Source organism: Pseudomonas sp. 14A (assembly GCF_018132745.1).
GTDB lineage: Bacteria > Pseudomonadota > Gammaproteobacteria > Pseudomonadales > Pseudomonadaceae > Aquipseudomonas > Aquipseudomonas mercuritolerans.
Genome location: NZ_JAGRQJ010000003.1, coordinates 752,709 through 777,190, shown reverse-complemented (window position 1 = coordinate 777,190; position 24,482 = coordinate 752,709). Strand labels below are relative to the sequence as shown.

General features: G+C 60.0%; 28 protein-coding genes. 12 read left to right on the top strand and 16 right to left on the bottom strand.

From position 1 onward, the window contains the following. Positions 1–145 precede the first annotated feature (145 nt). Entirely contained in the window at positions 146–691 is a 546-nt protein-coding gene (locus PS14A_RS06215; protein ID WP_212615537.1) for a hypothetical protein, read from the top strand. A gap of 35 nt (positions 692–726) precedes the next feature. Next, positions 727–888 (top strand): hypothetical protein, encoded by a 162-nt coding sequence (locus tag PS14A_RS06210; RefSeq protein ID WP_178083760.1) that lies wholly within the window; start codon positions 727–729, stop codon positions 886–888. A 43-nt stretch (positions 889–931) separates the two neighbouring features. On the opposite strand, the gene PS14A_RS06205 is transcribed toward PS14A_RS06210, so the two are convergent. After that, positions 932–1,870, bottom strand: a complete 939-nt coding sequence (locus tag PS14A_RS06205) for an aspartyl/asparaginyl beta-hydroxylase domain-containing protein (protein ID WP_212615536.1) — start codon at positions 1,868–1,870, stop codon at positions 932–934. A gap of 184 nt (positions 1,871–2,054) precedes the next feature. Beyond that, positions 2,055–3,029 carry a cysteine synthase A gene (cysK, locus tag PS14A_RS06200; RefSeq protein ID WP_212615535.1) on the bottom strand — a complete coding sequence of 325 codons (975 nt, stop codon included), beginning with the start codon at positions 3,027–3,029 and terminating at the stop codon, positions 2,055–2,057. Between the two features lie 141 nt (positions 3,030–3,170). On the opposite strand from cysK, the gene PS14A_RS06195 reads away from it, so the two are divergent. Continuing rightward, positions 3,171–4,247 carry a DUF748 domain-containing protein gene (locus PS14A_RS06195; RefSeq protein WP_056783605.1) on the top strand — a complete coding sequence of 359 codons (1,077 nt, stop codon included), beginning with the start codon at positions 3,171–3,173 and terminating at the stop codon, positions 4,245–4,247. Here the strand turns inward: PS14A_RS06195 and PS14A_RS06190 are convergent. Beyond that, on the bottom strand, positions 4,244–4,741 hold the full coding sequence (locus PS14A_RS06190) for a helix-turn-helix domain-containing protein (protein ID WP_212615534.1): 498 nt from the start codon (positions 4,739–4,741) through the stop codon (positions 4,244–4,246). The genes PS14A_RS06195 and PS14A_RS06190 overlap by 4 nt on opposite strands. A 226-nt stretch (positions 4,742–4,967) precedes the next feature. Here PS14A_RS06190 and PS14A_RS06185 point away from each other — a divergent pair, with 226 nt between their 5' ends. Together PS14A_RS06185 and PS14A_RS06180 are read left to right on the top strand one after the other, a co-directional pair. After that, the gene (locus PS14A_RS06185; protein ID WP_007911294.1) at positions 4,968–5,813 is read left to right on the top strand and encodes a MoxR family ATPase; all 846 of its coding nucleotides are present in this window, start codon (positions 4,968–4,970) and stop codon (positions 5,811–5,813) included. A gap of 12 nt (positions 5,814–5,825) precedes the next feature. After that, positions 5,826–7,004 carry a VWA domain-containing protein gene (locus PS14A_RS06180; protein WP_016771218.1) on the top strand — a complete coding sequence of 393 codons (1,179 nt, stop codon included), beginning with the start codon at positions 5,826–5,828 and terminating at the stop codon, positions 7,002–7,004. Between the two features lie 88 nt (positions 7,005–7,092). Here PS14A_RS06180 and PS14A_RS06175 read toward each other — a convergent pair whose 3' ends face one another. The 4 genes from PS14A_RS06175 to PS14A_RS06160 all read right to left on the bottom strand — a co-directional run bounded on the left by PS14A_RS06175 (position 7,093) and on the right by PS14A_RS06160 (position 10,815). Further along, positions 7,093–8,016 carry a biotin-dependent carboxyltransferase family protein gene (locus PS14A_RS06175; protein WP_212615533.1) on the bottom strand — a complete coding sequence of 308 codons (924 nt, stop codon included), beginning with the start codon at positions 8,014–8,016 and terminating at the stop codon, positions 7,093–7,095. After that, positions 8,013–8,717: a 5-oxoprolinase subunit PxpB gene (gene pxpB, locus PS14A_RS06170; RefSeq protein WP_212615532.1), complete on the bottom strand. Its 705-nt coding sequence runs from the start codon at positions 8,715–8,717 to the stop codon at positions 8,013–8,015. The genes PS14A_RS06175 and pxpB overlap by 4 nt, the downstream gene beginning before the upstream one ends. Further along, positions 8,714–9,466, bottom strand: a complete 753-nt coding sequence (locus PS14A_RS06165; RefSeq protein WP_212615531.1) for a 5-oxoprolinase subunit PxpA — start codon at positions 9,464–9,466, stop codon at positions 8,714–8,716. The genes pxpB and PS14A_RS06165 overlap by 4 nt, the downstream gene beginning before the upstream one ends. 62 nt (positions 9,467–9,528) lie before the next feature. Next, entirely contained in the window at positions 9,529–10,815 is a 1,287-nt protein-coding gene (locus PS14A_RS06160; RefSeq protein WP_212615530.1) for an MFS transporter, read from the bottom strand. Between the two features lie 159 nt (positions 10,816–10,974). Here PS14A_RS06160 and PS14A_RS06155 point away from each other — a divergent pair, with 159 nt between their 5' ends. Continuing rightward, positions 10,975–11,889 carry a LysR family transcriptional regulator gene (locus PS14A_RS06155; RefSeq protein WP_137216221.1) on the top strand — a complete coding sequence of 305 codons (915 nt, stop codon included), beginning with the start codon at positions 10,975–10,977 and terminating at the stop codon, positions 11,887–11,889. Between the two features lie 90 nt (positions 11,890–11,979). On the opposite strand, the gene PS14A_RS06150 is transcribed toward PS14A_RS06155, so the two are convergent. Genes PS14A_RS06150 through PS14A_RS06140 form a run of 3 tightly spaced genes read right to left on the bottom strand, consistent with a single transcriptional unit; the run spans position 11,980 to position 13,824 of the window. Beyond that, positions 11,980–12,522: a DUF2937 family protein gene (locus PS14A_RS06150; protein ID WP_016771223.1), complete on the bottom strand. Its 543-nt coding sequence runs from the start codon at positions 12,520–12,522 to the stop codon at positions 11,980–11,982. Positions 12,523–12,534: 12 nt separating this feature from the next. Next, positions 12,535–13,311: a class II glutamine amidotransferase gene (locus tag PS14A_RS06145; protein WP_039760955.1), complete on the bottom strand. Its 777-nt coding sequence runs from the start codon at positions 13,309–13,311 to the stop codon at positions 12,535–12,537. A 15-nt stretch (positions 13,312–13,326) separates the two neighbouring features. Beyond that, the gene (locus PS14A_RS06140) at positions 13,327–13,824 is read right to left on the bottom strand and encodes a hypothetical protein (RefSeq protein WP_016771225.1); all 498 of its coding nucleotides are present in this window, start codon (positions 13,822–13,824) and stop codon (positions 13,327–13,329) included. 236 nt (positions 13,825–14,060) lie between these two features. Between PS14A_RS06140 and PS14A_RS06135 the strand changes: the two genes are divergently transcribed. Further along, a complete protein-coding gene (locus tag PS14A_RS06135) occupies positions 14,061–16,115 on the top strand; it encodes a S9 family peptidase (RefSeq protein WP_212615529.1) in 2,055 nt (684 codons plus the stop codon). A 195-nt stretch (positions 16,116–16,310) separates the two neighbouring features. Next, entirely contained in the window at positions 16,311–16,784 is a 474-nt protein-coding gene (locus tag PS14A_RS06130) for a cyclic nucleotide-binding domain-containing protein (RefSeq protein WP_016771227.1), read from the top strand. On the opposite strand, the gene PS14A_RS06125 is transcribed toward PS14A_RS06130, so the two are convergent. Next, complete coding sequence (locus PS14A_RS06125) at positions 16,781–17,065, bottom strand: hypothetical protein (RefSeq protein ID WP_016771228.1); 285 nt, start codon at positions 17,063–17,065, stop codon at positions 16,781–16,783. The two genes, PS14A_RS06130 and PS14A_RS06125, sit on opposite strands and share 4 nt — an antisense overlap. Positions 17,066–17,144: 79 nt before the next feature. Here PS14A_RS06125 and PS14A_RS06120 point away from each other — a divergent pair, with 79 nt between their 5' ends. From PS14A_RS06120 to PS14A_RS06105, 4 genes are all read left to right on the top strand, one after another. Continuing rightward, entirely contained in the window at positions 17,145–17,831 is a 687-nt protein-coding gene (locus PS14A_RS06120; protein WP_212615528.1) for an MnmC family methyltransferase, read from the top strand. A gap of 49 nt (positions 17,832–17,880) precedes the next feature. Continuing rightward, positions 17,881–18,252, top strand: coding sequence for a YajD family HNH nuclease (locus PS14A_RS06115; protein WP_007944009.1), 372 nt, complete (start codon positions 17,881–17,883; stop codon positions 18,250–18,252). Positions 18,253–18,434: 182 nt separating this feature from the next. Further along, positions 18,435–18,905 (top strand): RNA methyltransferase, encoded by a 471-nt coding sequence (locus PS14A_RS06110; RefSeq protein ID WP_007911337.1) that lies wholly within the window; start codon positions 18,435–18,437, stop codon positions 18,903–18,905. Positions 18,906–18,986: 81 nt separating this feature from the next. Next, positions 18,987–19,364 (top strand): DUF2892 domain-containing protein, encoded by a 378-nt coding sequence (locus PS14A_RS06105; protein ID WP_110645006.1) that lies wholly within the window; start codon positions 18,987–18,989, stop codon positions 19,362–19,364. 121 nt (positions 19,365–19,485) lie between these two features. Here PS14A_RS06105 and PS14A_RS06100 read toward each other — a convergent pair whose 3' ends face one another. From PS14A_RS06100 to PS14A_RS06080, 5 genes are all read right to left on the bottom strand, one after another. After that, a complete protein-coding gene (locus PS14A_RS06100; RefSeq protein WP_016771232.1) occupies positions 19,486–19,935 on the bottom strand; it encodes a YcgN family cysteine cluster protein in 450 nt (149 codons plus the stop codon). 252 nt (positions 19,936–20,187) lie between these two features. Further along, entirely contained in the window at positions 20,188–21,120 is a 933-nt protein-coding gene (locus PS14A_RS06095; RefSeq protein WP_212615527.1) for a D-2-hydroxyacid dehydrogenase, read from the bottom strand. Between the two features lie 105 nt (positions 21,121–21,225). Then, positions 21,226–21,519 carry a YcgL domain-containing protein gene (locus PS14A_RS06090; RefSeq protein WP_016771234.1) on the bottom strand — a complete coding sequence of 98 codons (294 nt, stop codon included), beginning with the start codon at positions 21,517–21,519 and terminating at the stop codon, positions 21,226–21,228. Next, positions 21,516–22,649, bottom strand: a complete 1,134-nt coding sequence (gene rnd / locus PS14A_RS06085) for a ribonuclease D (RefSeq protein ID WP_071174688.1) — start codon at positions 22,647–22,649, stop codon at positions 21,516–21,518. Before rnd ends, PS14A_RS06090 begins: the two co-directional genes overlap by 4 nt. 163 nt (positions 22,650–22,812) lie before the next feature. Further along, the gene (locus PS14A_RS06080) at positions 22,813–24,462 is read right to left on the bottom strand and encodes a phosphoethanolamine--lipid A transferase (RefSeq protein ID WP_212615526.1); all 1,650 of its coding nucleotides are present in this window, start codon (positions 24,460–24,462) and stop codon (positions 22,813–22,815) included. Positions 24,463–24,482 lie beyond the last annotated feature (20 nt).

Sequence of the window (24,482 nt, the reverse complement as noted above, 5' to 3'; positions counted from 1 at the left end):
GCGGCTCGCGGGCTGACTATAACCAGCCCGGGACACAGATTGCAATGACTTGGGCGAAGGGCCGGTAGCGACAGTCTGGCGCCGGGTGGTTAGGGTGATTGGCGCGGCAACGGATTGTCAGGAGACATGGAATGCAAGAGATCATATGCCAAGGGAACGGACGTATTTGCGGTATCAGGTTTATCGGTCAGAGGCGAGGAAGCGGGCCGCTTCGCAGATTGCCGGCTTACAGGGCCAACTCAAGGCGGCCGACGCTTCGATTATGGATTTATCTCTGATTCGGTTCGAACCGATAAACAGGCATGCGCTGAATGCTTTTGAAACATGGGAAGAACCCTGCTTTTTCTGGCATGAAGTCATCGCGTGGAAATCACGTGAACCACGCGCATTGGACATCTCTATCTGGTTCGATGGGCAGCTCTGCGGCCTGTGTTTTGCAAACCCGAACAATAGTCGACGAAGATTACGAGTTGTGAGACTGGAAGGGCGCCCTGGCGGAACACATCCTTTGAAAAATCGGATAGGACTACTAGCGATGATGGTAATTGAGCAATACGCGCATTTCGTTGGCTGCGATGTTATCGAAATACAAGAGCCGCTGGACGGTGCGATACCCGTTTATCAGAAGCTGGGTTTCAGCTACGACATCGAAGGCCGCCTTGTCAAAACCTTGGAGAATCCAGTACTGTGAAAACCAATCAATTACTGATCGAACCGGGAGGCGACATGAAAAAAGCGAAACAGAGACCTCCCGAAGCGCTGGTCAGATCGCTGAAAACCAAAAGACTGGCTGATCACGAATTGACCGCTAATCAACGGCGTCTGTTGCAACTGCTGATCACCGGTATCGAAGATGAGCCCTCGGTGCTGGCCGCTGGCCGATTGTGAAAAAACCGCTCCTGAGGAGCGGTTTTTTATTTCTGTTCCAGCCTCAACCAAACAACCAATACCCCAGCAACGTCAGCACCAACACCGCCAGCACCGGGCGCATTACCCTGTAGGCCTTGGGATGCCGGCGCTTCCACTGCTTGACCACGCCGCTGAAACGGTCGCTGAAGTTCTTGCTCCAGGCATAAGCCTGGTTGATGCCGCCAACCCGTTCGTCGTCCAGATTCTGCGGCGCGGTGGCGCGGCCGAGCCAGCCGCTGATGAAGCGGTTGATCCGGGTCATCAGGCGGCTGCTCAGTGGGCGTTCGATGTCACAGAACAGAATGACGCGAGTCTGAGCGGTTTCATTCTTGACCCAGTGCACGTAGGTCTCGTCGAACATCACGTCATCGCCGTCGCGCCAGGCGTAAACCTGACCGTCGACGAAGATCCGGCAATCGTCGGAGTTGGGTGTCGACAGGCCGAGGTGATAGCGCAGCGAGCCGGCGAACGGGTCACGGTGCGGGTTGAGGTGACTGCCGCCCGGCAGCAGTGCAAACATCGCACCCTTGACGTTGGGAATGGCACTGACCAGCGCGACGGTTTTCGGGCACAGGGCTTCGGCCGATGGCAACGGTTTGTCGTACCACTTCAGATAGAAACGCTTCCAGCCTTTCTTGAAGAACGAACCGAAACCGGCGTCGTTGTTCTTCTCGGCGGCGCGAATGTAGCCCTCGTCAAACAGGTGCATGGCTTCGTCGCGAATGGTTTCCCAGTTGTCGCGCAGTACATCCAGCTCCGGAAACTTGCTGCGATCCAGATACGGTCTGGATGGCACTGCGGAGAACAGGTACATCAAAGCGTTATATGGGGCGAACAGCGCCGAATGGTTGACGAACTGACGCAGCACCGGCAAACGCGCCTTGCCGCGCAAATGCACATAGAGCGTGCTGCCCAGAAACAGCAACAGCACAAACGCCTTGGCGGCAAACGAAACGCTCATCAACAACTCCTTGAATAAAGACAACGCTGCGCAATGCCCTTTACCCGGCATGGCAGCCGGCCATGATAAACACTACCGGCTCCGGGAAAAACCCGCCTGCCACAAGATTCAGTGTTAAGCATTACGCAACAAAGCCTTTATTAACATGCGGCGCCTGAACCCTGGCTGACATGAATCAACAGGCTTACTGCTGGTTCTCCTGCTCGGTGAACAGGTCACTGAACAACATGCTCGACAGATAACGCTCACCCGAATCCGGCAGCACCACGACGATGGTTTTCCCCTGCATCTCTGGTTTCTCCGCCAGACGCACCGCCACCGCCATGGCAGCACCGCAGGAGATGCCGCACAAAATCCCCTCTTCCTGCATCAGGCGCAAAGCCATGGCCTTGGATTCTTCGTCAGTCACCTGCTCGACACGATCGACCATCGACAGATCAAGGTTCTTCGGCACAAAACCGGCACCGATGCCCTGAATCTTGTGCGGGCTCGGCTTGATCTCGGCACCGGCCAACGCTTGTGTAATCACCGGCGAAGACGCTGGCTCGACGGCCACCGACAGAATCGGTTTACCGGCGGTGTTCTTGATATACCGCGAGACACCGGTAATGGTTCCGCCGGTACCTACCCCAGCCACCAGCACATCCACGGCACCGTCGGTGTCGTTCCAGATTTCCGGGCCGGTGGTCTTCTCATGAATCGCCGGGTTGGCCGGGTTATCGAACTGCGCTGGCATGAAGTATTTGTCGGCATCGCTGGCGACGATTTCCGCAGCTTTCTCGATGGCGCCCTTCATGCCCTTGGCCGGCTCGGTCAACACCAGTTCCGCGCCCAGGGCTTTCAGAACCTTGCGGCGCTCGATGCTCATCGACGCCGGCATGGTCAGCATCAATTTATAGCCACGCGCAGCGGCAACGAAGGCCAGACCGATACCGGTATTACCGGAAGTCGGCTCGACAATGGTCATGCCCGGCTTGAGTCTGCCGCTGCTTTCGGCGTCCCAGATCATGTTGGCGCCGATTCGGCATTTGACCGAATAACCGGGGTTGCGCCCCTCGATCTTGGCCAGGATCGCGACCCCGCGCGGCGCGATGCGGTTGATCTGGACCAGCGGCGTATTACCGATGGAATGGGCGTTGTCAGCGTAAATACGGCTCATGGCTGGGTCCTTATGCAGCGTTGAATTCAGCCTTCCAAGGTAAGCCCGTTGCCGATCACAGTCCAGTCGGGTCGAACGTCTGCAAACGCGCGGAGTCAATCGCATTGAATCGTCAAGCCACACTCTTGAAGGAACAATGGCATGAAACGTCGTTACAGCTGGCCGCTCTGGACCCTGGCGGGTGTCGTGGTGCTGCTGGTCGCCCTGCATTTCGCCCTGCCCTATCTGGTACGCGACTACCTCAATGACAAGCTCGCGGACATGGGCGATTACCGTGGCCAGATCACCGATGTCGACCTCGCGCTGTGGCGCGGCGCCTACAAAATCAATGGCCTGAAAATCGTCAAAGTGGATGGCAAGGTGCCGGTGCCGTTCGTCGATGCGCCGTTGATCGATCTGTCGGTGAGCTGGCATTCGTTGTGGTACGACCATGCCGTGGTCGCGCAGGTGCAATTTCTCAACCCCGAAATCAACTTTGTCGACGGCGGCCCCAACAAGCAGAACTCACAGACCGGTCAGGGCACCGACTGGCGTGAACAATTGGGCAAGCTGCTGCCGATCACCCTCGATGAAGTACAGATCAACGACGGCCGTATTACTTTCCGTAATTTCAATTCCAAGCCGCCGGTGAACATGAACGCCAGCAACGTCAACGCCAGCATCTACAACCTGACCAATGTGGTCGACAAGGAAGGCAAACGCGACGCGCGCTTTGAAGGCAAGGCGTTGCTGCTGGGCCACGCGCCGCTGGAAACCACCGCCACCTTCGATCCACTGAGCAACTTCGAAGACTTCGAATTCCGCCTGCGCGCCCGTGACATCGAGCTCAAACGCATGAACGACTTTGCCGCCGCCTACGGCAAATTCGACTTCAACGCCGGCCACGGCGATGTGGTCATCGAAGCCAAGGCAGAGAAAGCCCGACTCACCGGCTACATCAAACCCCTGCTGCGCGACGTCGACGTATTCAACTGGCAGCAAGACGTCGAAAACAAGAACAAAGGCCTGTTCCGCTCAATCTGGGAAGCATTGGTCGGCGGCACCGAGACCGTGCTGAAGAACCAGAACAAAAACCAGTTCGCCACCCGCGTCGAACTCAGCGGCAATGTTCACCAGCAGAACGTCAACGCCTTCGAAGCGTTTTTGCAGATTTTGCGCAATGGCTTCATCCAGGCATTCAATGCGCGATATGAGCGGCCGAAGCCGGATGAGGGTTAATTTTTGCGGTTGACGACATATCGACCTGTGTCTTCGGCCGCTATCGATGAACGCTGTTGCAGCGAATCCCAGCCCAGACAGGCCAAGGCCAAAGAACGTGGCACTGCTTCACGCCCATTGCTGTAACGGCTGATGCTGCGAGCGCTCACACCGAGCGCTTCGGCCGCATCATTGAGAGAAAGTCCGGTACGGGCGCGCCAATCGATAAAAATGCGCGTGTTCTCATCCTGGGCATTTTGCGCTAGCGCATCCATATACAAGGTGTCTGCACCGATCTGTACGTCGGGTTCAACCCATTCAACGATCCAACCCTCGTCCCCGACTACGGCAGTCGCAAAGACTTCGCGATCAAGCAGTGGCCGCAGACCTGGATAAGTATGAATATCCATCCCCAAATCAACTGTCAGTTCCTGACCATTGATAAATGCCAGCGCCAACCTGAAATCCGACAGGACGTGCGCAGATCGCAGACGCGGCCGTTTCATGGGTAACATCGATTTTCTGCCTTTTTACTAACCGAGTAGGAAAGGCTATCGCCAAATCGGCGATACCGGAATACTGGCCATCCGCCGAGACTGAGTCAACATGTGACGCTCCATTCAGAGACTGAATAAGCCGTCTGCGTTCACAGTCGACCGGCGTGCGCGTTATAGTCGGGCATCCGATTATTTCGCCCCCGCCCTGCCCGTCAGGTCGGCGTTACCGTTCGAGGATCTGCAGATGAAGTTCGAAGGCACCCAGGCCTATGTCGCCACCGATGACCTGAAGCTGGCGGTCAACGCCGCCATCACCCTGGAACGGCCGCTGCTGGTCAAGGGTGAGCCGGGCACCGGCAAGACCATGCTCGCCGAGCAACTGGCCGAGTCGTTCGGTGCCAAGCTGATCACCTGGCACATCAAGTCCACCACCAAAGCCCATCAGGGTCTGTACGAGTACGATGCGGTCAGCCGTTTGCGCGACTCGCAACTGGGCAATGAAAAAGTCCACGACGTGCGCAATTACCTGAAGAAGGGCAAGCTCTGGGAAGCCTTCGAGTCCGAGGAGCGGGTGATCCTGCTGATCGACGAAATCGACAAGGCCGACATCGAGTTCCCCAACGACCTGTTGCAAGAACTCGACAAGATGGAGTTCTACGTTTACGAGATCGACGAGACCATCAAGGCCAAGAAGCGTCCGATCATCATCATTACTTCCAACAACGAGAAAGAGCTGCCGGACGCCTTTCTGCGCCGCTGCTTCTTCCACTACATCGCCTTCCCCGACCGCACTACCCTGCAGAAAATCGTCGACGTGCACTACCCGGACATCAAGAAGGATCTGGTCAGCGAAGCGCTCGACGTGTTCTTCGACGTGCGCAAGGTACCGGGCCTGAAGAAAAAACCTTCGACGTCCGAGCTTGTCGACTGGCTGAAACTGCTGATGGCCGACAATATCGGCGAAGCGGTGCTACGCGAGCGCGATCCGACCAAAGCCATTCCGCCACTGGCTGGCGCACTGGTGAAAAACGAACAGGACGTGCAACTGCTTGAGCGCCTGGCGTTCATGAGCCGGCGCGGCACCCGCTAAGAGGCTGCTGCCATGTTGCTCAACCTGTTCAACGAAATGCGTGCAGCCAAGGTACCGGTCTCGGTGCGCGAGCTGCTCGACCTGATCAACGCGCTGAAACAGCGCGTGACCTTCGCCGACATGGACGAGTTCTATTACTTGTCGCGGGCGATTCTGGTAAAGGACGAGCGGCATTTCGACAAGTTCGACCGCGCGTTCGGCGCCTATTTCAACGGCCTGGAAAAACTCGACGATCACTTGCAGGCGCTGATTCCCGAAGACTGGCTGCGCAAGGAATTCGAGCGTTCGCTGAGCGACGAAGAACGCGCGCAGATCCAGTCCCTCGGTGGGCTGGACAAGCTCATCGAAGAGTTCAAGAAGCGTCTGGAAGAACAGAAGGAACGCCACGCCGGCGGCAACAAATGGATCGGCACCGGTGGCACCAGTCCGTTCGGCTCCGGTGGTTTCAACCCGGAGGGCATCCGGGTTGGCGATGCCGGCAAGCGTCAGGGCAAAGCGGTCAAGGTCTGGGACCAGCGCGAGTACAAGAACCTCGACGATTCAGTGGAACTGGGCACGCGCAACATCAAGGTCGCCCTGCGTCGTCTGCGCAAGTTCGCCCGCCAGGGTGCGGCGGAAGAACTCGACATTGACGGCACCATCGACCACACCGCCAAGGACGCCGGCCTGCTGAATATCCAGATGCGCCCGGAACGCCGCAACACGGTGAAGCTGTTGCTGTTATTCGACATCGGCGGCTCGATGGACGCGCACGTGAAGATCTGTGAGGAATTGTTCTCGGCCTGCAAGACCGAGTTCAAGCACCTGGAGTACTTCTACTTCCACAACTTCATTTATGAATCAGTGTGGAAGAACAACATGCGCCGCACTTCCGAACGCACTTCGACCCAGGATCTGCTGCACAAATACGGCGCCGACTACAAAGTGATCTTCATCGGTGACGCCGCGATGGCGCCTTACGAAATCACCCAGGCCGGTGGCAGCGTCGAGCACTGGAACGAAGAGCCGGGTTACGTGTGGATGCAGCGCTTCATGGAGAAATACAAGAAGCTCATCTGGATCAACCCGTATCCGAAGGACACGTGGGGCTATACCTCGTCGACCAACATCGTCCGCGATCTGATCGAGGATCAGATGTATCCGCTAACGCTGCGCGGGCTTGAGGAAGGGATGCGGTTTCTTTCCAAATAATCGTTAACTCGACGAACGCCTTCGCGAGCAGGCTCGCTCCCACATTGGAATGCTTTTACCTGTGGGAGCGAGCCTGCTCGCGAAGCTTTTAGCGATCTTTGAAGCGCTGCAAATACTCGACATGCTCGCGGTGCGCGACGTCCTGCACCACCGGCCTCATTCTCACTTTCGTTCCCGGCAGGCACTGCGCCAATCGCGCCAGCGCCAGCGGTGTCAACGCGCCCAGGCGCGGATAGCCACCAATGGTCTGCCGATCATTGAGCAACACAATCGGCTGCCCGTCCGGCGGCACCTGAACCGCGCCCAACGGAATCCCCTCGGAGATCATCGGCGCGCCCTGATATTGCAACGCCGCGCCGAGCAGGCGGATGCCCATGCGGTCGGCGCGACTGTCGATGGTCCAGGCGCTGTTGAAGACATCGAACAGGCTCTGCCCGCTGAACTGGCCGATCTGTGCGCCGAGCACCAAGTCCAAAGGCGCATGCGTTTTGAAATCCGGCCGCAGCGCCGAAGGCATTTCCCGTACTGCCAACGCTTCGCCGCTGTAACCGAGCACCGCCCCTTTGGCGAGCGGAAGGCCCATGCCATCAAGCCCGCCCAATTCTTCGCGCAGCACCGTGGCACTGCTGCCCAATACCTTCGGCGCAGTGAAACCACCGGCTGCGGCCAAATAAGCCCGGGCGCCGAGCAACGGCTGGGTGAAGCGCAATGTCTGCCCTTTCGCCAACCGGAAGCTGCGCCACGGCGCCAGCGGTTGGCCGTCGATCTGCGCGCCGAGATCCGCTCCTGCCAGCGCCAACAGGCAATCCTCCTCAGCCACCACGGCAAACCCGCCGAGGGTGATTTCAACCACCGCCGCATCCAGTTCATTACCCAACAGCCAATTGGCCCAGCTCATCGAGCACCAATCCGCCGCGCCGCCCTGCGTCACGCCCAGATGTCGCACGCCAAACCGCCCGGCGTCCTGCAACAGGCACAGCGGTGTGCTGGCTTCGATCGTCAATCGACTCACGCCAACGCCTCCAGTGGTGTGTCATCGCCGCCCAAGCGTATGAATTCGGCGTGGTCGACCGCTTCGAAGCGCACCGTGTCGCCCGGTTGCATCAGGCTGTAGCCGTCGCGGTGGCGATCGAAGAGTTTCGCTGGGGTGCGCCCGATCAGGTTCCAGCCACCGGGTGAGACCACCGGATACGCTGCGGTCTGCCGCTCGGCGATACCGACGCTGCCGGCGGCGACTTTCTTGCGCGGTGTGCTCAAGCGCGGCGCGGCGAGCATTTCTTCGACCAGGCCCATGAAGGCAAAACCCGGCGCAAAGCCAAGAGCGAACACCTGATATTCCCGTGCGCTGTGGCGACGAATCACCTCCTTCACCGCGAGGCCGCTGCGTTCGGCCAACAGGCTCAGTTCCGGGCCGACACTCAAGTCATACCAGACCGGCAAGACATGACACTGCCCAGCGCTTCGCGCATTTGGCGACAGGTCAACCAACGCCTCGGCGATCAATTCGCGCGCCTGCGCCGGACTCAACAGCGTCAGATCGTAATGCACCATCAACGTCGTGTAGGACGGCACCAGATCGATCAGTTGTGCACCAAAAGCCGTGCGCAAGCGCTCGCTGGCGGCGAGCATCCACGGCATGTTGGCTTCGGCGATGTCATCGAACAGACGCAGCATCAGGCAATCGAGCGCCACCACTTCAACCCGTGGATTCATGACGCACTCGACTGCTGCAAGGCCTGACGAATACGCCGCACGGCGGCCACGGAACTGGCGTTGTCGCCGTGGACGCACAAGGTGTTGGCGCGCAGGATCAAGGCGCTGCCATCGCTGGCGCTGAGTTCGCCGCCACGGGCGATGGTCAACGCTTGCTCGATGATTTTTCCGGCATCGTGATGCACGGCGCCCGGCAGTTGCCGTGAGACCAGCCGGCCGGCGCTGTCGTAGGCACGGTCGGCAAAAGCTTCGAACCACAGGGTTACGCCGTATTCATCGCCGATCTGCTGCGCGCCAGCGTTGTCTCGGGTCGCCATCAACATCAGCGGCAGGCTGCGGTCATAAGCGGCCACGGCCTGCACCACTGCACGCAGTTGCGCCGGATTGGCCATCATGTCGTTGTACATCGCGCCGTGGGGTTTGACGTAGCTGACCCGCCCGCCCTGCGCCTTGCAGATGCCGTCGAGGGCGCCGATCTGGTAATGCAGGATGTCTTGCAGCTCTTGCGCGGAACAGGCCATGGAGCGCCGGCCGAATCCGACCAGATCCTGATAGGCCGGGTGCGCGCCAATCTGCACGCCGTGTTCGAGGGCCAGCGCCACGGTTTTGCGCATGATGCTCGGGTCGCCGGCATGGAACCCACAGGCGATGTTGGCGCAATCGATGAAGGGCATGACTTCGGCGTCCAGACCCATGGTCCAGCTGCCGAAGCTCTCGCCAATGTCGCAATTCAATAGCAGGCGGCTCACGGTGAACACTCCTGTAGCTGCTGGTCTTTTTATCTGTAGGAGACTTCTGCGCAGGGTATCAGTTACTGCGCGTCGAGTTGCTTGCCACGGGTTTCCGGCAGGCTCAGCGCCGCCAGAATCACCACGCCGTAAGAAACCGCCGCGAAGGCGCCGATGCCCATGCTCAGCGGGACTTTCTGGCTGAGCAGGCCGATCAACAGCGGGAACAACGCCGCCAGTGCGCGGCCGATGTTGTAGCAGAAACCCTGGCCCGAGCCGCGAATCCGCGTAGGAAACAATTCAGTCAGAAACGCGCCCATGCCGCTGAAAATCCCCGAGGCGAAGAAGCCCAGCGGAAAGCCCAGCCACAGCATCACGCCGTTGCTGACCGGCATCTGCGTGTAGAGCAGAACGATGGTGAACGAGCCGACCGCGAACAAGATGAAATTCTTTTTCCGCCCGAGCAGGTCGGTCAGATAAGCACTGATTACATAGCCAACGTAGGAACCGACGATCACCATCGCCAGATAACCGCCGGTGCCGAGCACGCTCAGACCGCGCTCGTTCTTGAGGAAGGTCGGCAGCCAGGAGGTGATCGCGTAGTAGCCGCCCAGCGCACCGGTGGTCAGCAAGGAAGCGCGAAACGTGGTGAAGAGCATGCCAGGGGCAAAGATCTCGTAGAACTTCGCCGGGTTCTGCGGGTTTTGCGCGGCTTTGGCTTCGCGATAGATCTCAGGATCTTTCACGAGGCGACGGACGAAAATCACGAATATCGCCGGCACGATGCCAAGGATGAACAGCGCGCGCCAGGCATCTTCCGCTGGCAACACGGAGAACAGCAACGCGTACAGAATCGCCGTCAGGCCCCAGCCCAGCGCCCAGCCGGATTGCACCATGCCCACCGCTTTGCCGCGATCCTTGGCGCGGATCACTTCACCGATCAGCACCGCGCCGGCCGTCCATTCACCGCCGAAACCGAAGCCCATCAGGGTGCGCGCGATCAGTAATTGTTCGTAGTTTTGCGCGAAGCCGCAGAGGAAGGTGAAGAAGGCGAACCACAGCACCGTCAGTTGCAGCGTTCGCACGCGGCCGATGCGGTCGGAGAGGATCCCGGCGACCCAACCGCCGATGGCCGAAGCGATCAGTGTGCTGGTGTGAATCAGCCCCGCTTCGCCAGTGGTAATGCCCCACATCGCGATCAGCGTCGGCACGACGAAGCTGAGCATCTGCGTGTCCATGCCGTCCAGACCGTAACCGATCTTGCAGCTCCAGAACGTGCGGCGCTCCTGCTGGTTGATGTTGCGATACCAGTCGAACGGCCCGGGGCGCGTCACAGGCTTGGATAACGGGAGGGTGTCGGGAGCACTCATGGCAAATCTCCGCTGGGCTTTTATTGGTCTTGTTCGAAGCTCCGACGACGCCTATCGTGGGAACCGGATGCGCCGATTTTTCGTCGCCCTGCCCTGCGCCGTCCAACGAATAAAAACCCGCCTTAGGCATAAGAAAAATTTGTCAGCCGAGCCTTGTCCATGAATCTGAAGTTTCTCGAGACCTTTGTCTGGGTCGCGCGCCTGAAGAGTTTTCGCCTGACCGCTGACAAGCTGTTCACCACCCAGGCGTCGATTTCCAGCCGCATTGCCGTGCTCGAAGGCGAGCTGGGCGTGAAGCTGTTCCTGCGCGATTCACGCGGCGTCAGCCTGACCCCGGAAGGCTTGAAGGTGCTCGATTACGCTGAACAGATGCTCGACACCATGGCGGCGCTGAAACAGTCGATCGAGACCCGTTCGAGCAAGGTCGGGCGGGTGCGTATCGGCGTGATGGACACGGTGATTCATACGTGGCTGAGCCCGCTGGTGGCGCAGATGACCGATCTGTACCCACGGGTGGAAATCGAACTGGTCGCGGATACTGCGCTGAACCTCTGCGATCAGCTGCAAAAAGGTTTTCTCGATCTGGTGTTGCAAACCGATCTGATCCGCCACGAAAGCGTGCGCAGCCTGGAGTTGGCCAGCCATCCGCTGGGCTGGATCGTCGCCAGCAATTCGATCTACAACCGCAACTACGCCGACCTCGCCGAACTGGCGCAGGAGCGGATCATCACTTACTCGAAAAACTCGCGACCGCATCAGGATATCGTCGCCCTGATGCAGGCCAACGGCGTGCTGGCGCCACGGTTGAATTGCGTGAATTCGGTGTCGGCGATTACCCGTTTGTTGCGTGACGGCTTTGGTATCGGCGCGCTGCCGCCGGTGCTGGTGGCCGAAGAACTGGCGCGCGGCGAATTGATCTTGCTCGACATTGACCAGCGGCCGGCGAATCTGCCAGTGGTGGTGTCGTGGCGGGTCGGGGTTGAGTGGGTCGAGGAGATTGTGACGTTGTGTCAGCAGGTGCTGGCGGGGTATGCGCACAGAGTGGGTGGAACCTACATCGTGTTGTGTACTTGAAAAGCAAAAGATCGCAGCCTTCGGCAGCTCCAGGTGTTCACATTCCCCTGTAGGAGCTGCCGCAGGCTGCGATCTTTTGCTCTGGAGCCCTTAGAGGCCGCGGACGTCGCGATCTTCGATCGGTCGGCTCTGGCGCAGGCGGCGGCCGCCGAGCACTACCCAGTCGATCAGGCGGAACAGGCATTCGATGCCGAACGACAGCAGCAACGCGCCGCTCATGCCCCAGATCATTGCCTCTGGCGTCAGCAGGATCTGATAGCTGTAGCCGTTCCAGGTTTCCTTGCGAATGTCCGGATCGGCGGCCAGGACCACTTGCAGGAAGCGCACATACCACGGGCCTTGCATCGCCTGGAATTGCTTGTCCAGCGCGACCTGGCGGGTGAGCAAGGTGTTCAGGCTGTCGGCATCGCTGCGGAAAATCGGGTCTTCGCTGGCCCGGTAATGCGCGACCAGCGCCTGCATATCGCCTTTGAAAAACTGATCAGCCGTGCCCTGAAAGCCACGCAGGCCGGTCTGCGCTTCGATCAGATGCGCTTCGACACGCTGGGCGTAATCGTTGATGAACCCCGGCACCTGGACACCGATCAACAGACCCGCCGCAAACAACACCAGCCGTAGATAACTGAGCAACATGGGTGCAAATCCTTATTCGGTCTTGCCCTGGCTGACGCATTCGCCGCGTCGCCACAGGCTCCATTGGCCCGGTTCGTAGCGGGTCCAGGTTTCGTTTTCGGTCAGAGGCTCGGTGGCAATCACCGTGACCACATCGTTGGGCGTGGTTTCGGCCTGGAAGTCGACAATCACATCGACATCCTTGAGCCGCGCCGGGCCGAACGGTGCGCGGCGGGTGATCTGAGCCAGTTTGGTCGAGCAGTAACAGAACAGCCAGTCGCCGTCGCTGAGCAGGCAATTGAACACGCCCTTACTGCGATATTCAGCGCAAGCGGCGACCAGATCCGGCAGCAGCACTTCGATATCGACCGGCTCGGGGAAGGCTGCGCGTACCCGGTTGAGCAGGTCGCAGAATGCCGCTTCGCTGTCGGTATCGCCGACCGGGCGGTAGAAGCTTTTGATCGGAATGAAGTCGGCGAGCTGGCCGTTGTGCGCGAAACACCAGTTGCGCCCCCACAATTCGCGGACGAACGGGTGGGTGTTGGACAGGCAGACCTTGCCGACGTTGGCTTGGCGGATGTGGCCGATGACCACCTCGCTCTTGATCGGATAGCGCTGCACCAGGTTGGCCACTTCCGACTCGCTGCTCGCTGCCGGGTCCTGAAACAGACGCAAGCCGCGCCCTTCATAGAAAGCGATGCCCCAGCCGTCGCGGTGCGGGCCGGTGCGGCCGCCGCGCTGCATCAGGCCGGTGAAGCTGAACACGATGTCGGTCGGCACGTTGGCACTCATGCCCAGTAATTCACACATGTGCGGACTCTCGGGTTACAGACGCGGCTCGACCCGCATGCGCTGCGGATTGTTCGGCACTGGCGGGCGACCGTAGCGGTCATCACCGGCGCCGCCGAACGGTTGATCATCGTCGCGCTCTTCGGCACGGGCGGCGGCCTTGGCGGCCTCGGCGCGTTCACGCCGCGCTGTCGAGGCGCGCTCGATCGGCAGGCGGATCAAGACGAAAACCAGATACACCCCGAAGGCGATCATGCCGTACATGAACAGATCGGAAACCGCGCGCCAGGCGTTGTTGCCGACCTTGAACAGCATGTCCAGGGCGGTGATGGCGATGGCCGGTGCAACTTTGGCTTTCACCGGATCGACGATGGTCGGGCTGAACAGCAACACCGCCATCAGCACACGCAGCGGCTCGCGCAGCCAGCGCCACATCCAGGTGGTCAGGCGCATCCATACCAACAGGCAGCCCACGGCGGCAAAGGCGTAAAGGCCCCAGGCGATCAGATAGTCGTTCTCGGTCATGGTGTCCATGGCAAGGCAGGCAAATAGGCGCTTATAGTAACGACTTTTCGCCCATGCGGCTTGTCCCAATACCAGACGGCCAGCAGCCGCCCCTGTGGGAGCGAGCCTGCTCGCGAATACGGACTGTCAGTTGCAATAGCTATGCCTGACACACCGCTTTCGCGAGCAGGCTCGCTCCCACAAGGGCTGCGGCGCTTTCAAGACCCGCGAAAAACCCAATTCCGAATATTGTCCGAGAGCCTTCCATGCCCGAATCCGCCATTGCCATCACTGCCCCGATTGCCCAGCGGGCGCCCGGCGCCGACCCGTATGCCTGGCTGCAGGAGCGCGACACCGACGCGGTGCTCGACTACCTCAAGGCTGAAAACGCTTATCAGGAAGCGCAAACCGCCGATCAGGCCGAGCTGCGTGAAAGCCTGTTCAACGAGATCAAGGGCCGGATTCTCGAGACCGACCTGTCCTTGCCCTCACCTTGGGGCCCGTATCTGTATTACACGCGCACCACTGCCGGTGATGAATACGCCCGGCACTACCGCTGCCCGCGTCCGGCGGACGACAGCCTGACGCTGGATGAAAGCCGCGAGCAACTGCTGCTCGATCCGAACGCGCTGGCCAATGGCGGCTTCTTCTCGCTGGGCGCTTTCAGCATCAGCCCCGATCACCAGCGCCTGGCCTACAGCGTCGACACCTCGGGCGACGAGATCTACACGTTGTTCGTCAAGGAGCTGTCCAACGACAGGGTCAGCGAACTGGAATTCGAGGACTGCGACGGCAGCATGACCTGGGCCAATGACAGCCTGACCCTGTTCTTCGGCGTGCTCGACGACACCCATCGCCCGCATAAACTGTTCCGCTATCGCCTCGACGGCACTGCCGCCGAAGAGGTTTTTCACGAGCCGGACGGGCGGTTCTTCCTGCATTGCTACCGCGCCAGCTCCGAACAGCAATTGCTGCTGTCGCTGGGCAGCAAGACCACCAGTGAAGTCTGGGCGCTGGACGCCAATCAGCCACATCTGCCATTCAGTTGCCTGGCGCCACGGGTCGAAGATCACGAATACGACGTTGACCACGGCCTCCTCGATGGCGTGTGGACCTGGTTTATCCGCACCAACCGCGACGGCATCAACTTCGCTCTGTATCAGGCCCCGGACACTGGCGTGCCGCCGAGCGAGGCCGACTGGCAGAACCTGATCCCGCACAACGAAGAAGTGATGCTCGACGGCGTCAGCCTCAACGCAGAGGCGATGACCTTGAGCCTGCGCGAAGGTGGTCTGCCGATCCTTGAGGTTCACCCGCAGGGCCAGGCGTCGTATCGCGTGCAATTGCCCGATGCGGCCTACAGCCTGCATGTGCAAAACAGCCTGGAATTCGAGAGCGATCGCATTCGCTTGCGCTACGAAGCGTTGAACCGCCCGGCCCAGGTGCGCCAGTTGATCCTCGCCAGCGGCGAGCAAACGGTGCTCAAGGAAACCCCGGTACTCGGCCCGTTCGATGCCGATGCCTATGTCAGCCAGCGCCTGTGGGCGACTGCCCCGGACGGCACGCAAGTGCCGATCAGTCTGGTGATGAAGCGCGAGATGGTCGGTAAACCGGTGCCGCTATATCTGTACGGTTACGGTGCTTACGGCTCCAGCCTCGACCCGTGGTTTTCCCACGCACGCCTGAGCCTGCTCGATCGCGGCATGGCCTTCGCCATCGCTCACGTACGCGGTGGTGGTGAATTGGGCGAAGCCTGGTATCGCGCCGGCAAGCAGGAACACAAACACAACACCTTCAGCGACTTTATCGCCTGCGCCGAGTTTCTGATCCTCAACGGCATCACCTCGGCGGAGAAACTGGCGATCAGCGGCGGCAGCGCCGGTGGTTTGCTGATCGGCGCGGTGCTCAATCAGCGCCCGGATCTATTCGGCGTAGCGATTGCCGAAGTGCCGTTCGTCGACGTGCTCAACACCATGCTCGATCCCGAGCTACCGCTGACCGTCACCGAATACGACGAATGGGGCAACCCGGAAGAACCGGACGTCTATGATCGGATCAAGGCTTACGCGCCGTACGAAAACGTCACCGCGCAGGCTTATCCGCCACTGCTGGTGATCGCCGGCTACAACGACAGCCGTGTGCAGTATTGGGAGGCGGCCAAGTGGGTGGCGAAATTGCGCGCAACCAAGACCGATGACAACGTGCTGCTGCTCAAGACCGAACTGGGCGCCGGGCATGGCGGCATGAGCGGGCGCTATCAGGGATTACGTGACGTAGCGCTCGAATATGCATTTGTGTTCAAGGTTTTGCAGATTGCCTGAGGAACTCTGAGGGTGGCTTGGGTCTTAACAGCAGACCCAAAGCCTCCACCGATTCCCTGTGTAGGAGCTGCCGAAGGCTGCGATCTTTTGGTCCTTGTTTTGAACAACAAGATCAAAAGATCGCAGCCTTCGGCAGCTCCTACATGGGGACCGTGTGCTCCTTGGAAACAGTGATAACAAAAAGACCGCATCGACATGTCTGAACCGACCTTTCTGAACAACGAAATCCGCGACTGGCTGATGGATTGTGGCCTGTTCGATCAATTGCAGCTGGCCGACTTTGCGGCCGCTTCCGGTTACTTCAGCATCAGCACCGTGGCTGAGGGCGAGGCGATTTTCCGCGAGGGCGATGCCGGCAGTTTCATGTGCATCATCCACACCGGCCAGGTCGCCGTGCAGAAAACCGGCGCCGACGGCCAGGTCATCACCATGGCCACCCTGCGCAGCGGCCGTGCCTTCGGTGAAATGGCCGTGCTTGATGGCGAGCGCCGTTCGGCTACCTGCATCGCGGCGAGCAACTGTCAGTTGCTCAATCTGGGCAAGGACTCGCTGGAAAAAATGCTCAACGACGCACCGAAAATCGCCGCAAAGATCATCCGCGCCCTCGCCGTCTCGCTGTCCAAACGCCTGCGCATGGCCGACGGCCAACTCGCCGCGCAACAGGTTTAACCGCCGGGGGACTTGACCTTGTTGCCGTTCGGCTCGATGCCCGGCACCGGTTGATCCTTGCTCGGCGGGCTGGGCATTTCGATCGGTACCAGCGGCGGGCTGCCGCTGCCGGCGCCCGACTTGGGCAGGGTGATCGGGGTGATCTGCGGATACGGTGTCGGCGTCGCGGTGCCGGGCGAACCGGGTTGCGGCGTCGGGCTGACCGGAACGCTCTGCTGGGCCTGCACTGCAGTAATCGCGAGCGCGGCCAGGGTAATGACCGTTAGAATGGTGCGCTTCATCAAGGGCTCCGTTTGGCCTTAGTCTGTGCTCAGGCTACTCCCAACGCGCCTGCTTGCCTTCCCCCCTGTAGAGATTTCCATGAAACGTTTCGTTCTGCTCGACACCACCCCGATCCCTGAAAACGGCGGTGCCTTGTGCCTGTTCGAGTATGGCGAGGACTTCGTCATCAAGATCCAGGGTGGCGACGGCGGGCAGTTGATGAACACGCGCATGCACGGTTCAGAAGACGCACTGGCCGAGATTCCCTGCCGCAAGGTCGCCGGCCGGCCGAATTCGCGGGTGTTGATCGGCGGCCTGGGCATGGGCTTCACCCTCGCCTCGGCACTCAAGCATCTGGGCAAGTCCGCCGAAGTGGTGGTCGCTGAGCTGGTGCCCGGCGTAGTCGAGTGGAATCGCGGCCCGCTCGGGGAGAAGTCCGGTCGGCCGTTGCTCGACACGCGCACGGTAATCCGCATGGAAGATGTGGCCAAGGTGCTGCAAAGCGAGCCGAACGGTTTCGATGCAATCATGCTCGACGTCGACAACGGCCCCGAAGGTCTGACTCAGAAGGCCAACAGTTGGTTGTACTCCGCCGCTGGCCTGAATGCCTGCGCCAAGGCGCTGCGCCCCAAAGGCGTGCTCGCCGTGTGGTCGGCCAGCGCCGACCGGCAGTTTTCCGACAAATTGAAGAAGGCCGGCTTCAAGGCCGAAGAAGTCCAGGTCTTCGCCCACGGCAACAAGGGCACCCGCCACACGATCTGGATTGCCGAGAAGCTCAAGGGCTGAGCTAAACTCTTCGCATAACCGTCATCAGTCTTTCTGCAAAGGTGAACCCATGAGTTCGTCCACCCCCACCAACACGTCGAAGCTGGACCGCATCCTCGCCGACAACCAGCGCGACAAGGAAATGGGCTACCGCGACAAGGCCCTGAAGATGTACCCGCACGTCTGCGGCCGCTGCGCCCGTGAGTTTTCCGGCAAGCGCCTGAGCGAACTGACCGTGCACCACCGCGACCACAACCACGACAACAACCCGCAGGACGGCTCGAACTGGGAGCTGTTGTGCCTGTATTGCCACGACAACGAACACTCGCGCTACACCGATCAGCAGTATTTCGGCGAAGGCTCGCTGAGCACACCAAAGATCGCCAAGGCCACGCATAACCCGTTTGCCGCCCTGGCTGGCCTGATGAAAAAAGAAGACTGAAGACTTTCATCGCCTGAGCTGGCCCTTTCGCGAGCAGGCTCGCTCCCACAGTTGGAATGCGTTCCCCTGTGGGAGCGAGCCTGCTCGCGAAGGCGGCCGACCAGACATCACAAATCTCGAATCTGCCCGCCCTCCCCCAATCCCCGTATAATCGCGCTCTTTTTCCCGAAGGCACCCCGCTCGTGGCAGACAAACGGTACAGCTGCATTGGTTTGTATAACCCCAAATCACCAGAGAACGTCGGTTCGGTGATGCGCGCCGCAGGCTGTTACGGCGTGGCATCGGTGTTCTACACCGGCAAGCGTTATGAACGCGCCGCCGACTTCGTCACCGACACCAAACGCGTGCACTACGACATCCCGCTGATCGGCATCGACGACCTGAAAAAAATCCTCCCGCTCAACTGCGTGCCCGTCGCCGTGGAATTGGTCGAAGGCGCCCGCCCATTGCCGGAATACACCCACCCCGACCGCGCCCTTTACATCTTCGGCCCGGAAGACGGTTCGCTGGATAAAGAGATTCGCGACTGGTGCGAAGACGTCGTGTACATCCCGACCACCGGCTGCATGAACCTCGCCGCCACGGTCAACGTCGTGCTCTACGATCGTATGGCCAAAGGCTTGAACACCCGCTCCGGGCCGAAATTCCGCTGAAGCGTCGCACATTCGATGGAACAAGCTGACCGCCGTGGCAGTCAGCTTATCTATCAATCGCACCCTGCCTGGAGATAGATCATGAGCGAGCTCAAACGCGTAGAACGCATCGAATCCACCCCGTTCCAGTCGCCTTCGCATAAAAACGTGCACGGCTGGGAGCGCGTCGGCTCGTTGACCGGCGGCGTCCTGATGGTCGGCAAGGGCCTGCGCCGTGGCGGCGTGTTCGGCCTGATTCAAGTGGCGCTCGGCGGCATGGCCGTGGCCCGTGGCATTACCGGGCACTGCTCGGCGAAAAGCCTGCTGGAAAAAGGCCGTCAGGACATGAGCAACGTGCGGGCGAAGATCGAACGCGCCGGGGAAGAACTGAGCAAGCTGAAAACCAATGCCGAGGTGGCCACCGAAACGGCGACCGTTACCGGCAATGATTCGCTGACCTCGCCGAAGGCTGGGGTTTGAGGTTTTAAAGCAAAAGATCGCAGCCTCCGGCAGCTCCTACACGGAATCACGTTTTCCATGGTAGGAGCTGCCGAAGGCTGCGATCTTTTGATCTTTACGGGTTCAACAACCCACCACTTCATCAGCCCGCGCGAAAAATCAGATGATCTTCCCAGTCATCCTCCGGCACGCTGCCTTCGGCGAGCATGCGCCCGGACTGGGAAATCCGCTCATGGTGCACCGCATCGCGGTCGCCACACACCAGGTGATGCCATAACGGCAGATCCTTGCCTTCGCTGACCAGACGATAACCACAGGTTGGCGGCAGCCATTTGAATTCTTCCGCCTGCCCTGGCGTTAGCTGAATGCAGTCGGGGACAAACTTGATCCGGTTCGGATAATCGCTGCACTGGCAGGTCTTCAGATCCAGCAATTTGCAGGCGATGCGCGTGTAATAGACGCTGTTGTCTTCTTCGTCCTCGAGCTTTTGCAGGCAGCACAGACCGCAGCCGTCGCACAGCGATTCCCATTCCTCATGATCGAGTTGATCGAGGGTTTTGCGTTTCCAGAACGGTTCGACTATCGCGGCCATGGCTCAAGCATCAACATCAAGGTGGTGAAAAGGCCGCCAGTCTAGTGCCAGCAGGCGCGGGGGCCAAGCGCTGGCGACTGTCGGTAAATCCGCTTGTCAGCCCCAGCGCCGCCCGCTGAGCAAACTGGTGGCTGCACTTTGAAACCAATGTGGGAGCGAGCCTGCTCGCGAAAGCGCTGTGTCAGACACGCTGTTGTCGACTGACACGCCCTCTTCGCGAGCGGGCTCGCTCCCACAGCGAAATCGGGTGAGTCAGTAACCGCGGGTGAAATCCACTTCCCCACGCAACGCCTCACCCGCCTCGTACGCTTTCAGATTCTGCACAAACAAATCCACCATCAGCGTCGGTGAAGTCGGTGCCGAGCTGTGCCCGGTCAGGAGCAAGCCCCACGCGGTCCAGAACGGGTGACGTTGCGGCAATGGTTCCTGACGGCAGACGTCGATTACCGCGCCGGCCAGGTGCCCTTCTTTCAAAGCTTCGACCAGATCGGCATCAACCACCGCGACACCACGCCCGGCATTGATGAACAAGCCGGTCGGCTTGAATTGCTTGAACAGTGCCGCGTCGTAGATATCGTGGGTGTGTTCGGTGTTCGGCAGCAGATTGACCACGTAGTCCACCTCGCCCACCAATCGCGGCAGATCTGCCAGCGCGCCGACTTCGACAAACGGCGCCTGTGCGCGAGCGCTGCTGGCGATGCCGTACAGCTCGACGCCGAACGGCCGCAGAAATTGCGCGACACTCTGGCCGATGTCACCGGTGCCGACGATCAGCACCTTGCGCCCGACCAGACTCTGGCCGCTGCGGTTGTCCCATTTGCGCTCGACCTGGCTGACCAGCCGCGCCAGCACTTCGCGTTCATGGCCGAGGATGTAGGTCAGCACGTATTCGGCCATGACCTGACCGAAAATCCCCACGGCGCGGGTCAGGCGATAATCGCGGCGCAGGCCGTCGGCGAGCAGCGGCGTGATGCCGGCCCAGGTCGATTGCAGCCATTGCGGTTGATGGCCCTGGCGCAGCAGGGTCGCCAGCAGGTCCGGCTGGCCCAGCCACACCGGGCAATCGGCGGCCTGCCGCGCCAGTTCGGCGGAGTCGCCGCTGGTCAGGACGTCAAGCTCGGGGAGTGCCTGACGCAGCAGGCGGGCGTATATCGCGTGGTCGTGTTCAGCAATCAGAACGCGCATCTTCAAACCTTTCGCAAACCGTGCAGACGGCCGCCGGGTTGGGGCCGGCCATCGCGGTAAAAACAGTTCCAGGGTTAACCGAGGCCCAGGACAGGGCCTCGCGGGTCAGACCGGATCGTTGCGTCGCAGCAACTCTTCGGGCAGGTGCTCGATGTACTCGTCCTCGGCCGGCGGCATTTGCAGGTGATAGCCCTGCTTGTCGAGGTTTTCCAGGACCACGGTGATGTCTTCGCTGGCCAGTTTGCGCTCGGGCGACAGCACCAGATCGAAGGAATGCTTCGCTTTGCCGAAAGCCGTCATCAGCGCATCCGGCACGCGCTCGAGCGCATCGCTCTTGAGCACGTAGAGATACATGCCGCTGCGCTTGGAGCTTTGGTAGATGGAGCAAATACGTTTCAAGGCTGTTCTCCGGCGGTGGCCAGGCTGTCGAGCAGCTTCTGGCCGAGCAATTCGCGGCGCCAGCCACGCAGCGAATCGGGCAATTGGTAAGGACCCTCGGGGAAGCCGCTCTTGACCAGAGCTTCGAGGGTTTTCTTGCGCAGCATCAGTTCCGGGGCAATACCCAGGCGTTCGGCCTCGGCCTGACCCAGCGCGCGCAATTGTTTGATCAACGCAGCGGCTTCGATCGGCAACGGCTCCGGCACTGCCGGCGGCCATTGATCAGGGCCCACACTGCCAGAGCGCTTGATCAGATCAAGCAGAAACTGACCGTCCTGACGTACGGTACGCGGGTGCATGTCTTCGATCTTGCCCAGCGCTGCGAGGTTATCCGGCTGCGTGCGGGCCAAGGGCCACAGCGAGTGTTCCCGGACGATGCGGTTGCGCGGCAGATCGCGGGCGCGGGCTTCTTTTTCGCGCCAGGCGCACAGTTCACGCAGCACGGCGAGTTGCGCCCGGGACAGCTTCCACGCCAGTTTCGCCTCGCGATAGACCTCGTACGGATCGGTTTCGCGGCGCAGGTTGGCAACCAGTTCGGCGCCATCCTCCAGCACCCAGGCGAACTTGTCGGCGGATAGCTTGGGACGCAACTCGACGAACACCTCGGCCAGATGCACGGCGTCTTCGGCGGCGTAGCTGATCTGGGTTTCGGACAGCGGGCGCTGCAACCAGTCGGAGCGGGTTTCGCCCTTGGGCAGGTCGATGCCGAGTACTTCCTGCACCAGTCGCGAGTAGCCCATCGAAAAGCCGAGGTTCAGGTAAGCGGCGGCCAGTTGCGTGTCGAACAGCGGCGCCGGCAGGCTGCCGGTCAGGCGCAACAGCACTTCGAGGTCTTCGCTGCAGGCGTGCAGGACTTTCAGCACCGCCGGGTTCTCCAGCAACGCGGCCAGCGGTTGCCAGGCGTTGATGGTCAGCGGATCGATCAGGTAGGCGCGTTTGCCGTCGCCGATCTGCAACAGGCCGGCAATCGGGTAGAAGGTGTCGACCCGCATGAATTCGGTGTCGAGGGCAACGAACGGCAGCTGCTGCCACTCGGCGCAAAACTGCGCGAGGCTTTCGTTGTCGCGAATCCAGTGAATATCGATAGCCACACGGCTCTCCCTTGAAGAATGGCGCGCAGTATATATCGCCACCGACGATTTACGCGCCTTTGAAGGGCAAGAGCTGTAAGGAAATGTCTTGCCTGTCAGCAAGAATAGTCTGACAGCAGAAACAGAAAAGCCCGTCGCATTGGCGCGACGGGCAGGAAACACTTCACTGCTTGGCCAACACGCCGTCGATCACCGCGCCGCGACAACCGGCAAACATGTCCAGCGCCGGCTGATACACGCTGCTGCGCACTTCCAGCAGGCCGAGCATCGAGTGAAACAGATTGTCCTGGCTCAGCGGTTTGTCACGGCTCAGTTGCAGGCAATGGGTGTCGACCGAGTAGGCCTTCTGATAGCTGTCGGAGAACCACGCCAGCATCGCTACATGCTTTTGTTGCTCGGGCGCCAGCATGTACGGCGTGCCGTGCAGAAACAGGTTGTACTCGCCCAGCGATTCGCCGTGGTCCGACAGATAAAGCATGGCGGTGTCGACTTTGTCCTGATTGCTGCGCAGCACATCGATCAGGCTCGCCAGCACATGGTCGGTGTACACCAGCGTATTGTCGTAACCGTTGACGATACTTTCGCGGCTGCAATTGTTCAGCGCGTTACTTTCACACACCGGAGTGAAGTGTTCGTACTCCTTGGGATACCGCTTGAAGTAATCCGGGCCGTGACTGCCCATCTGATGCAGCACCAGCACGGTGTCCTTGTCCAGATGATCGATGAAACTTTGCAGACCTTGCAGGAGGATTTCATCGCGACACTCGCTGTTGGCGCATAACGCAGAGTCTTGCAACTTGCTGACATCCTGCACCGTGACGCGGTCGCAAGTGCCTTTGCAGCCGGACTGGTTATCGCGCCAGATCACATCAATGCCGGCGCGCTTGAGTACATCAAGCAAGCCTTCTTCGTTCTTGGCCTTGCTGGCGTTGTAATCCTTGCGGCCCATGTTGGAGAACATGCACGGTACCGAGACTGCGGTTTCCGTGCCGCAGGAATGCACATCGGTAAAGGCGATCAGCCCGGCCTCCTTGTCCAGTTGCGGGGTGGTGTCTCGGTCGTAACCGAGAATGCCGAAGTTCTGCGCCCGCGCACTCTCCCCCACCACCAGCACCGTGAGGGATTTGCGTGGCTGTAGCTGCAAGTCGGGGTTGCGCTGGGCATCTTCGCCGATCTTGATGAACGGCTGCTGCGCCGAGACCACTTGCTCTTGCAGATAACCAATGGATGCGCCGATGTAATTGCTCGGCACCAGCATCAGGCGAATTTCGTGGTGATTGCGAAACAGCGACGACAAGCCTTGGTAGTTGGCCAATGCCACAACACCGATCACCGCCCCCGAGGCAACACTGACAATAACTTTGCTGAACAACTCACGATGCCAGCGGCGATAATTGACCGGTACTTTCCACAACAACAAACACGGCAGGACACCCAGCAAGAGAATATAAGCAAACAACTTCAATGAGAGCAGATCACGCACTTCCGTCACGTTGGTTTCGGCAAAGTTGCGAAACATGCCCGCATCAATCATGACGCCATATTGGCTCATGAAATAAGCCACGCCGGCGCTGACTAAAAACAAGAGAGTCAAGAGTGGTTTTAGCAGTGGCCGGAAAGCGAATAACGTCAGGACTATGTTGAACGCGGCGAAGATCATCACGCCGAACGCCACGCGCATGGCGATGCCCTTGCCATCGGCTGCGGTGATCTCGAACAGATGTTGCCAAAGCACCAGATTGAAACCGAGCAACAAAAAGGCGCTGGCAAACAACGTCACCCATTCCGGGCGCACGGCTTTAAATTTCAACATGATGAGTGACTGTTCCTGAA

Coding starts and splice junctions, on each gene's coding strand:
- PS14A_RS06215 (WP_212615537.1), top strand. CDS start 146: ATGCCAAGGGAACGGACGTATTTGCGGTATCAGGTTTATCGGTCAGAG.
- PS14A_RS06210 (WP_178083760.1), top strand. CDS start 727: ATGAAAAAAGCGAAACAGAGACCTCCCGAAGCGCTGGTCAGATCGCTG.
- PS14A_RS06205 (WP_212615536.1), bottom strand. CDS start 1,870: ATGAGCGTTTCGTTTGCCGCCAAGGCGTTTGTGCTGTTGCTGTTTCTG.
- cysK (WP_212615535.1), bottom strand. CDS start 3,029: ATGAGCCGTATTTACGCTGACAACGCCCATTCCATCGGTAATACGCCG.
- PS14A_RS06195 (WP_056783605.1), top strand. CDS start 3,171: ATGAAACGTCGTTACAGCTGGCCGCTCTGGACCCTGGCGGGTGTCGTG.
- PS14A_RS06190 (WP_212615534.1), bottom strand. CDS start 4,741: ATGTTACCCATGAAACGGCCGCGTCTGCGATCTGCGCACGTCCTGTCG.
- PS14A_RS06185 (WP_007911294.1), top strand. CDS start 4,968: ATGAAGTTCGAAGGCACCCAGGCCTATGTCGCCACCGATGACCTGAAG.
- PS14A_RS06180 (WP_016771218.1), top strand. CDS start 5,826: ATGTTGCTCAACCTGTTCAACGAAATGCGTGCAGCCAAGGTACCGGTC.
- pxpB (WP_212615532.1), bottom strand. CDS start 8,717: ATGAATCCACGGGTTGAAGTGGTGGCGCTCGATTGCCTGATGCTGCGT.
- PS14A_RS06160 (WP_212615530.1), bottom strand. CDS start 10,815: ATGAGTGCTCCCGACACCCTCCCGTTATCCAAGCCTGTGACGCGCCCC.
- PS14A_RS06155 (WP_137216221.1), top strand. CDS start 10,975: ATGAATCTGAAGTTTCTCGAGACCTTTGTCTGGGTCGCGCGCCTGAAG.
- PS14A_RS06150 (WP_016771223.1), bottom strand. CDS start 12,522: ATGTTGCTCAGTTATCTACGGCTGGTGTTGTTTGCGGCGGGTCTGTTG.
- PS14A_RS06145 (WP_039760955.1), bottom strand. CDS start 13,311: ATGTGTGAATTACTGGGCATGAGTGCCAACGTGCCGACCGACATCGTG.
- PS14A_RS06140 (WP_016771225.1), bottom strand. CDS start 13,824: ATGGACACCATGACCGAGAACGACTATCTGATCGCCTGGGGCCTTTAC.
- PS14A_RS06135 (WP_212615529.1), top strand. CDS start 14,061: ATGCCCGAATCCGCCATTGCCATCACTGCCCCGATTGCCCAGCGGGCG.
- PS14A_RS06130 (WP_016771227.1), top strand. CDS start 16,311: ATGTCTGAACCGACCTTTCTGAACAACGAAATCCGCGACTGGCTGATG.
- PS14A_RS06125 (WP_016771228.1), bottom strand. CDS start 17,065: ATGAAGCGCACCATTCTAACGGTCATTACCCTGGCCGCGCTCGCGATT.
- PS14A_RS06120 (WP_212615528.1), top strand. CDS start 17,145: ATGAAACGTTTCGTTCTGCTCGACACCACCCCGATCCCTGAAAACGGC.
- PS14A_RS06115 (WP_007944009.1), top strand. CDS start 17,881: ATGAGTTCGTCCACCCCCACCAACACGTCGAAGCTGGACCGCATCCTC.
- PS14A_RS06105 (WP_110645006.1), top strand. CDS start 18,987: ATGAGCGAGCTCAAACGCGTAGAACGCATCGAATCCACCCCGTTCCAG.
- PS14A_RS06100 (WP_016771232.1), bottom strand. CDS start 19,935: ATGGCCGCGATAGTCGAACCGTTCTGGAAACGCAAAACCCTCGATCAA.
- PS14A_RS06095 (WP_212615527.1), bottom strand. CDS start 21,120: ATGCGCGTTCTGATTGCTGAACACGACCACGCGATATACGCCCGCCTG.
- PS14A_RS06080 (WP_212615526.1), bottom strand. CDS start 24,462: ATGTTGAAATTTAAAGCCGTGCGCCCGGAATGGGTGACGTTGTTTGCC.